We start from the raw sequence: 8,372 nt of genomic DNA, 5'->3' as shown, positions 1-8,372 counted from the left end.
GGAAAATACGCCGGCGACGGTAAAGCGTTTGGTGCGGGGGAAGATGCCGGCGGGGGTAATCACCACTTCCGGCAGGGTGAGAATGACGCTGTCGCCGGGAATCACGCCCAGCTGGCGGGCGAGAATGCGCCCGAGCACGATGTTGTAACTGCGGGATTCCAGGGTATCCAGACTGCCCATCAGCATGTGTTCGCCGACGGCGGAGACTTCCCGCAGCGCGACCGGATCCACCCCCTGGAACTCCACGCCCTGGGACTGGTTGTGGGCCCCCAGCAGGGCAAAGCCGCGCACAAACGGACTGGCGGCGACCACGTGCGGCTGCTGGCGCAGTGCCTCGGCATTCGTTTGCCAGTCTTCCAGCCCGTCCTTTTTCTCCACGAAGCCGTGGGGTACGACCGACAAAATGCGCGTCTTCAGCTCGCGGTCGAACCCGTTCATCACCGAGGTCACCACAATCAGCGCGAGTACCCCCAGCGCCATGCCCAGCAGGGAGAAACCGTTGATGAAGGATATGAATTGCTGCCGGCGGCGGGCGGCCACATAGCGCAGGCCGATATAGAGCGGAACTGGTTTTATCATGTAGCTGATTTAAGCGGAAAAACGCCAAGAAATCCAAGTATTTACGCACATTACGCGGCGCTGCGAGCAGTTTGGACAACGCGGTTCAGCGCGGATTCCACTTCAGCAGATTTTTCTCCAGCAACTTCAGCTTTGCGTCATCCCAGCCCCCGGGCTCGACCAGGTGATACCAGGCGTCAACATAGTCCGCCGGTGCGTAGCTGTGCCCGAAACCCATGGGCGCGACACCGGCGTGCATATCCATCGCCAGCTGCAGCATGGTCACGATGGGGTACCACTGCAGGTCGCTGGAAACATCCCGCGCCCGCGGTGCGCGCATCCACGCCGGCCGGCGGTAGGCTGCGGCGGGGTCGAAAAACACAATCGGGTCGCTGCCGTGCTGGAGGTAGGCGATGCGGAAATGCCCCCAGGGCACGCTGCCCTTGTCGTAGCCGCCGAAGTGATTGCCAAACCGCACCATGGCACCGCCGCGAAACTGTGGCAGCCACGCCGGTGAGCCCGGGTCGCGTTTGGCGGTAACCTCGCGCCAGGTATCGCTGCGGAACGGCGGCCCGGTCCACAGTGCACCGTGAAAGGGGTCGTCCACTATGTCGTAGAAATCAAACGAGCGGTCGGAATTCAACGCGCCAAGACTCAGGCCGAAGAGGTAGAGTTTCGGGCGCGTCTGCCGGGGCAGCCGGTGCCAGTAACCGTAAATACTGTGGAACAGCGCCTCCGCGGTTTCCCGTCCGTAGGCATCCTCGGTCATCAGCGAAATGGGGCTCGGAAGATAGGAGTACTGCCCCGCCACGCTGGCAACGTCGCCCCGCAGCAGGTATTCGATGGCGTTGATTGCACCGGGGTCCACCCAGCCGGTACCGGTAGGCGTGATCAGGATCAGGTAACTGCGCTCGAAGCCCCCTACCCGCTTGAGTTCTTCCAGCGCCAGCTGTGCCCGCTGCGCCGGGGTCTCCGCGGCATTCAGGCCCACATAGACCCGGATGGGATCGTCCGCAATACCGGTCACCTCGGCAATGTCTTTAGCGGTGGGCCCGAGGGCCAGATAGCGCCGCCCCTGGTGCCCCATATCCTGCCACCGCACCAGGGACTCGGCGCTGCCCGCTTTCATCGGGTCCGTGGGCGTGGCCATATCCGGCACCACATTCGCATCCAGCTGCTGATAGATCCTGTCGACGCGCTTGAGTGCGGCGGTGAGCAGTACATCGTTGATCGCCGCCCAGAACAGCCCGGCAACCACCAACAGGCCCAGGATTGCCGAAATGCGCCGCGGCGCCCTGCGCTCCAGCCTGCCGGACACGAAATAAAACAGGTGCCGGAACAGCTTTGCCAGCAACAGGAAAACCAGGAATACCGCTGCGGCGACCGCAGCCACGGTGATGACGCGGACGCCGGGCGCCGGCTCCAGCCCCATCAGCGCGCGCACGGCGTTCTGCCAGTGGCTCGCCCGCCACAGGAACCCGATCACCAGCAGGCCGCAGATACCGCCCGCTATCCAGCGCAGCAGGCGCTGCAAACGCGGACTGCCGAACGGCAGCTCGAGGAAGCCCCACAACCACTCGAGAAACACGCCCACCCCGTAACCCGCGGCGAGCGCGATACCGGATATGACGCCCTGGGTAACCCCTTCCCGGGGAATAAGGGAAGGTGTCAGTGACAGGGCAAAGAACAGGGTTCCAAGCAGCAACCCCGCGGTAGAAAAGAAAAATCTGGATTTCATCCATGAATGCCAAAACAAGCGCTCAAAAATTAGCCTAGCACAGCGCTTTGTCGCCGTTTCCGCAAGCCTGAACAGCAGAGCAGAGCCGGCCGCGGGCGAGGAAAAACGTGAAGAAATCCGCGTGTTTGGGCACAATATCTGCTTTAATGGTTGCCAATTCAGATAACAACTACCCGGAGAAGGACCCATGTTCAGCAGCCTCCGCAAACAACTCCCCGCCCTGGCCGGTGCCGCCTGTCTGGCACTGTCTGCCGCTACCTTCGCAGAAACCCTCGAAGTGCCGGTTGGCGCCCAGGGCAGCGATACCTACGTAGAGCGGGTTCGCGGTCTCAAGAAACACGAAGTCACTGCCCGCCTGGGCGAGCCCCTGAATATCATGGGCCCGGTGGGAGAACCCGCCATTACGCGCTGGGAATATGCCGACTTCTACGTGTACTTTGAGCGGGATGTTGCGCTGCACACGGTCAAGAAGCACCGGGGTTAACCCGGGGCAAATAAAAAAGGGCGGCAACCTCACGGGTTGCCGCCCTTTTTTATTTGCCGGCTTTATTGCCGGCAGTCCAAGCCCCTGCCGGATAGCAGCGCGAGCAATCTCAATAGAGAAAGGTCGCGGTACCGGTGGCAATCAGGTCCTGCGCATCGTTGTGCAGTTCCATCCGCGTCACCACCAGTTTGTTTCCCACCCTCAGTACCGTGCCACTGCAGATAAAGTGCTGGCCGCGCCCGGGCTTGAGGTAATCCACCCGCATATCAACGGTACCCAGCCGCGTCAGGCGCTGGACTTTTTCTTCCCACTCGATGGCGCCACCCATCCGATGGTAGGCCGCCACCATTGCCGTCAATCCACCAACCGTATCCAGTGCGGTTGCGATTACCCCGCCGTGCAGGATGTTGGTCCAGCTGTTGCCGATCAGCTCCGGCTTCAGCGAGAAAGCGGCAGACAGGATCTGCTGCTCCAGATCGAAGTCGTGCAGCTCCAGGCCAATTTCCTGGATAAAGGGAATCTGCTTGAAGATTCCCTCTACCAGCCCGCGGAACTCCTGTGGAGACGGCTCGCTCACAGCCGGGTAATCCGGTTGAGGCCGTCCAGTGCCGCACTGCGATAGGCTTCGGCCATGGTCGGGTAGTTGAACGTGGTGTTCACGAAGAAATCGATGGTGTTGTTCGGCGCCGGCTGTTTCATGATCGCCTGGCCGATATGCACGATCTCCGCCGCCTCGGCACCGAAGCAGTGAATGCCGAGAATTTCCCGGGTTTCGATATGGAACAGGATTTTCAGCATGCCCACGCGCTCGCCGGAAATCTGTGCCCGCGCGGTGTGCTTGAACAGTGCACGGCCCACTTCATAGGGCACCTTGGCATTGGTGAGCTCGGTTTCCGTTTTACCCACCGAAGAAATCTCCGGCAGCGTGTAAATGCCGGTGGGAGCATCCTCGATTACCCGGTGGCCGCGCCCGGCAATGGCAGATGCCACTGCCCTGCCCTGGTCGTAGGAAGCGCTGGCCAGGCTCGGCCAGCCGATCACGTCGCCCACCGCGTAAATATTTTCCACCGAGCTGCAGTAGTGTTCGTCCACCGCCAGCTGTCCGCGGTGGTTGGCCTCGAGGCCGACATTCTCCAGCCCCAGGCTGCCGGTGTTACCGGAGCGGCCGTTACACCACAGCAGGGCATCTGCAGAAATGCGCTTGCCGGATTGCATTTCCATCACCACACCGCGATCGGTACCGGTTACCTTGGCGTATTCCTCGCGGTGACGCACGGTGACGCCCATATCCCGCAGGTGATAGCTCAGGGCATCGGAGATTTCGTCGTCGAGGAATTCCAGCAGGTGTCCGCGGCTGTTGATCAGGTCTACCTTGATCCCGAGCCCGGCAAAAATCGATGCGTATTCACAGCCGATCACACCGGCGCCGTAGATGATGATGGCCTGCGGCGTGTGCTCCATATCCAGGATGGTATCGCTGTCATAAATGCGCTCGTGGTTGAAGTCCACATCCGCGGGGCGATACGGGCGCGAGCCGGTGGCGATCACAAACTTGTCTGCGGTTACGATTTCCCGCGCGCCGTCCATCAGCTGCACGACCACACTGTCGGCATCCCGGAACTTGGCATCGCCGACGATCAGGTCGACGCGGTTGCGCGCGTAAAAACTGGTGTGCATTTCCACCTGATAGGAAATGACCTTGTTCACCGTGCGCATTACCTGCGGGAAAGTCAGCCGGCGCGGCTCACCCAGTGCGCGGAAAACGCTCTGGGTGTTGTAGCGCATCAGCTGTTTTACCGAGTGGCGCAGCGCCTTGGATGGAATGGTCCCCTTGTGGGTACAGTTGCCACCAACTGCCGGGGTGCGCTCGATTACCGCAACGCGCATCCCTTTCTTTGCGGCACTCATGGCCGCTGCTTCACCGGCCGGGCCGGAGCCGATTACCACCAGATCGTACTTGGATTCTGCCATCGAACTTCAGTCTTGGTTATTTGATTGTTATTGCATCATGCGGGCTTGCGCGCGACGAATCGGGACTCAAACCCGGCGTTTGGTCGCATCGTAAGCCAGATCGGATTCGGACGCAGCCTTAGCCTGCGCAATCTTGCGCTGGCGCTCCTGCTCCTTTTCACACTCCTGGTCATCTCCGCCGCAGATATCGCAATCTCTTTTCATGCCAATCTTGTTCAGGCCACCACAGGAGCCTTTCAGCGGTTTGTTCTGGACGATTGCCCCCAGCGCCATGCCGGTCACAATCAGCACCAGAATCACAAATGCGAGAATATAAATAGCCACGGTTACCTCCCCTGACTTTCAAGATAGGGACGAAAGGCCGCGCTGTAGCGCTCTTCGAAGCCGTCATCCGCTTTTACCAGCAGAAACACGGCGAGGCCTTCTTCCTCTGCCAATTTTAACGCAGCATCCGCGCCCATCACATTGAGCGCTGTTGCCAGGCCATCGGCCTCGGCACAGTTATCCGCAATCACCGTTACCGATGCCAGTTTGTGCTCGACCGGGCGGCCGCTCCTGGGATCAATGGTGTGCGCGTAGCGCTTGCCATCGCGCTCATAGTAATTGCGATAGTCTCCGGACGTCGCCACCGCCTTGCCACTGACCTGGATCGGCTTCTGCACCACCTGGCCCGCGGTCGGGCGTTCGATGCCGATACGCCACGGATTGCCCTGGGGGTTAACGCCTGCGGTACGCAGCTCGCCACCCACTTCCACCAGGTAGTTGTCGATCCCCTTTGATTCCAGCAACCGGGCAACCCGGTCAACACCGTGCCCCTTGGCGATAGCGGACAGGTCGATAGCCACCGGTCGGCTCTTGCTCAGCGTAAGCCCTTCGAGCGTGAGTGCATCGGAGCCAAGCACCTGCTGCAACTGTGCGATCTGGGCATCATCCGGCACCGCCTGCGGCTCCGGCTTGGGACCAAAGCCCCACAGATTGACCAGCGGGCCGACGGTGACATCGAAGGCACCGTGGCTGCGCTGATGGATGGACAGGGCGCGCGCGATCACATCCGCAAGATGCTCAGACACCTCCACCGCCTCGCCGACCGCCGCGCCGTTGAAACGCATCAGTTCGGAATCCGGGATGTAGGTGGACATCTCCTGGTTGACCGCCTCGAGTTCCGCGTCGATCGCCGACTGCAGGATCGCCTTCTCGATACCGGCCGGTACCTGCACCACGGTGATGTGGTAGCTGGTGCCCATGGTCGGTCCAGTCAGCTTCCAGTCGCGGCTGCTGTCGACACAGGACGCGAGCACCAGCGCCAGCAATGCCAGGGCAATACTGGCAATCCCCTTGTTTACAAACAAAAACAGGGCCGAAAGCTGCGGCCCTGTTTTTGTGGTTGTTATACCAGAACGATGCATACGACTATCAGCCGCCGAAATCGTCGAGCAGGATGTTCTCATCCTCTACGCCCAGGTCTTTCAGCATGTTGATCACCGCCGCGTTCATCATGGGCGGCCCACACATGTAGTACTCACAGTCTTCCGGCGCCGGGTGGTCCTTCAGGTAGTTTTCGTACACTACGTTGTGGATGAAGCCGGTGTAACCGGTCCAGTTATCTTCCGGCTGCGGATCCGACAGGGCGATGTGCCACTTGAAGTTGTCGAACTCGTCCTGCAGGCCGTTGTAGTCGTCCTCGTAGAACATCTCGCGCAGGGAGCGCGCACCGTACCAGAAGCTGATCTTGCGGGTGCTGTGCAGACGCTTCAGCTGGTCGAAGATGTGCGAGCGCATCGGCGCCATACCGGCACCACCACCGATGAAGACCATCTCGTTGTCGGTTTCCTTGGCGAAGAACTCACCGAAGGGACCGTACACGCGCATCTTGTCGCCCGGCTTCAGGTTGAAGACGTAGGAAGACATCTGGCCCGGGGGAATACCCTCGGTGCGCGGCGGCGGAGTAGCGATACGGATGTTGAACTTAACAACGCCCTTCTCTTCCGGGTAGTTGGCCATGGAGTAAGCGCGCACCACCGGTTCGGTAACCTTGGACTCCAGCTTGAAGAAGCCGAAGTGTTCCCAGTCGCCACGGTACTCTTCGTCGATATCGAAATCGGAGAATTTCACGTGGTGGGGCGGCGCTTCCAGCTGGACGTAACCACCCGCGCGGAAGTCGACGTTCTCGCCTTCCGGCAGTTTCAGGGTCAGCTCTTTAATGAAGGTGGCCACGTTGGGGTTGGATTCCACAGTGCATTCCCACTGCTTCACACCGAACACCTCTTCCGGCACTTCGATCTTCATGTCCTGCTTTACTGCAACCTGACAGGACAGACGCTTGCCCTGCTTCGCTTCACGCGGGGTGAAGTGCGCAGCTTCGGTCGGCAGCATATCGCCACCGCCTTCCATCACCTTGCACACGCACTGGGCGCAGCTACCGCCACCGCCACAGGCAGAGGCCAGGAACAGGTTGTTGGCAGCCAGGGTCTGCAGCAGCTTGCCACCAGCCGGCACGGTGAGGGTTTTCTCACCGTTGACCAGGATGTTGACGTCGCCGGTGTTCACCAGGCGCGAGCGGGCAACCAGAATGATTGCCACCAGCGCCAGCACGATCACGGTGAACATGCCTACGCCGAAATAAATATCCGTTAATTCCATGTTATTCGACCTCCCCGCTTAGATATCGATGCCGCCGAAGGACATGAAGCCCAGCGACATGAGACCAACGGTAATGAAGGTGATACCCAGGCCTTTCAGGCCTTCCGGTACATCGCTGTACTTCATGCGCTCGCGGATACCGGCCAGTGCGGTAATCGCCAGTGCCCAGCCGAGGCCGGCGCCGAAGCCGTAGGCAACACTTTCACCAAAATTGTATTCGCGCTCCACCATGAACAGTGACGCACCCATGATGGCGCAGTTCACGGTAATCAGCGGCAGGAACACACCCAGGGCGTTGTAGAGCGCCGGTACATATTTATCCAGGAACATTTCCAGGATCTGTACCAGTGCTGCAATTACGCCGATGTAAGACAGCAGGCCGAGGAAGCTCAGGTCCACGTCCGGGTAGCCGGCCCAGGCCAGCGCGCCGTCTTTCAGCAGGTAGGTGTAAATCAGGTTGTTAACCGGAACGGTAATGGTCAGCACCACGATAACCGCAACGCCAAGGCCAACCGCCGCTTCGACCTTCTTGGAAACCGCGAGGAAGGTACACATCCCGAGGAAGAAGGCCAGCGCCATGTTTTCTACGAAAACGGCGCGGATGATCAGAGAAATAAAATGTTCCATCTATCAGGCCTCCTGTTGCGCCAGCGGCACTTTAGAGTTGGACGTAATCTTGAACTCGTCCTCTTCCACCTGCGCCGGCTTCCAGGTACGGATTGCCCAGATGAACAGACCGATCAGGAAGAAAGCGCTCGGCGGCAGCAGCAGCATACCGTTGGGCACGTACCAGCCACCGTTGTTCACGGTAGACAGGATTTCGATGCCCATCAGCTTGCCAGCGCCGAAGAGTTCACGAACGACCGCGAGGCCAATCAGGATGACACTGTAACCCAGACCGTTACCGATACCGTCGAAGAAGCTGTCCTTGGGACCGTGCTTCATGGCAAGCGCTTCCGCGCGGCCCATCAGGATACAGTT

At 60.1% G+C, this 8,372-nt stretch carries 10 protein-coding genes; 1 reads left to right on the top strand and 9 read right to left on the bottom strand.

What is annotated here, in order from left to right; all coding sequences use genetic code 11:
- Together QZ511_RS15690 and QZ511_RS15685 are read right to left on the bottom strand one after the other, a co-directional pair.
- A partial coding sequence (locus tag QZ511_RS15690; protein ID WP_295803810.1) for an ABC transporter permease occupies positions 1-579 on the bottom strand: 579 nt, incomplete at its 3' end.
- An 85-nt stretch (positions 580-664) separates the two neighbouring features.
- Entirely contained in the window at positions 665-2,296 is a 1,632-nt protein-coding gene (locus QZ511_RS15685; protein ID WP_295803807.1) for an alpha/beta-hydrolase family protein, read from the bottom strand.
- Between the two features lie 187 nt (positions 2,297-2,483).
- On the opposite strand from QZ511_RS15685, the gene QZ511_RS15680 reads away from it, so the two are divergent.
- Positions 2,484-2,780 (top strand): hypothetical protein, encoded by a 297-nt coding sequence (locus tag QZ511_RS15680; RefSeq protein WP_295803805.1) that lies wholly within the window; start codon positions 2,484-2,486, stop codon positions 2,778-2,780.
- Between the two features lie 109 nt (positions 2,781-2,889).
- On the opposite strand, the gene QZ511_RS15675 is transcribed toward QZ511_RS15680, so the two are convergent.
- The 7 genes from QZ511_RS15675 to QZ511_RS15645 all read right to left on the bottom strand — a co-directional run.
- Positions 2,890-3,357 (bottom strand): thioesterase family protein, encoded by a 468-nt coding sequence (locus tag QZ511_RS15675; protein WP_295803803.1) that lies wholly within the window; start codon positions 3,355-3,357, stop codon positions 2,890-2,892.
- Complete coding sequence (gene sthA, locus QZ511_RS15670; RefSeq protein WP_295803800.1) at positions 3,354-4,751, bottom strand: Si-specific NAD(P)(+) transhydrogenase; 1,398 nt, start codon at positions 4,749-4,751, stop codon at positions 3,354-3,356. Before sthA ends, QZ511_RS15675 begins: the two co-directional genes overlap by 4 nt.
- Positions 4,752-4,817: 66 nt before the next feature.
- Positions 4,818-5,075 (bottom strand): (Na+)-NQR maturation NqrM, encoded by a 258-nt coding sequence (gene nqrM, locus QZ511_RS15665; protein WP_295803797.1) that lies wholly within the window; start codon positions 5,073-5,075, stop codon positions 4,818-4,820.
- Between the two features lie 2 nt (positions 5,076-5,077).
- Positions 5,078-6,100 (bottom strand): FAD:protein FMN transferase, encoded by a 1,023-nt coding sequence (locus tag QZ511_RS15660; protein ID WP_295803795.1) that lies wholly within the window; start codon positions 6,098-6,100, stop codon positions 5,078-5,080.
- A 64-nt stretch (positions 6,101-6,164) separates the two neighbouring features.
- Positions 6,165-7,391, bottom strand: a complete 1,227-nt coding sequence (gene nqrF, locus QZ511_RS15655; RefSeq protein ID WP_295803792.1) for an NADH:ubiquinone reductase (Na(+)-transporting) subunit F — start codon at positions 7,389-7,391, stop codon at positions 6,165-6,167.
- Positions 7,392-7,409: 18 nt separating this feature from the next.
- A complete protein-coding gene (nqrE, locus tag QZ511_RS15650; protein WP_295803789.1) occupies positions 7,410-8,018 on the bottom strand; it encodes an NADH:ubiquinone reductase (Na(+)-transporting) subunit E in 609 nt (202 codons plus the stop codon).
- 3 nt (positions 8,019-8,021) lie between these two features.
- The coding region (locus QZ511_RS15645) for an Rnf-Nqr domain containing protein (protein ID WP_295803784.1) at positions 8,022-8,372 on the bottom strand (351 nt) is incomplete at its 5' end.

The sequence above is a fragment of the uncultured Microbulbifer sp. genome (genome assembly GCF_913055755.1).
GTDB lineage: Bacteria > Pseudomonadota > Gammaproteobacteria > Pseudomonadales > Cellvibrionaceae > Microbulbifer.
This window is presented reverse-complemented; position numbering and strand designations above follow the sequence as displayed.

Excerpts from the sequence above, each read along its gene's own strand:
- QZ511_RS15685 (WP_295803807.1), bottom strand. The coding sequence starts at position 2,296 with ATGAAATCCAGATTTTTCTTTTCTACCGCGGGGTTGCTGCTTGGAACC.
- QZ511_RS15680 (WP_295803805.1), top strand. The coding sequence starts at position 2,484 with ATGTTCAGCAGCCTCCGCAAACAACTCCCCGCCCTGGCCGGTGCCGCC.
- sthA (WP_295803800.1), bottom strand. The coding sequence starts at position 4,751 with ATGGCAGAATCCAAGTACGATCTGGTGGTAATCGGCTCCGGCCCGGCC.
- nqrF (WP_295803792.1), bottom strand. The coding sequence starts at position 7,391 with ATGGAATTAACGGATATTTATTTCGGCGTAGGCATGTTCACCGTGATC.
- nqrE (WP_295803789.1), bottom strand. The coding sequence starts at position 8,018 with ATGGAACATTTTATTTCTCTGATCATCCGCGCCGTTTTCGTAGAAAAC.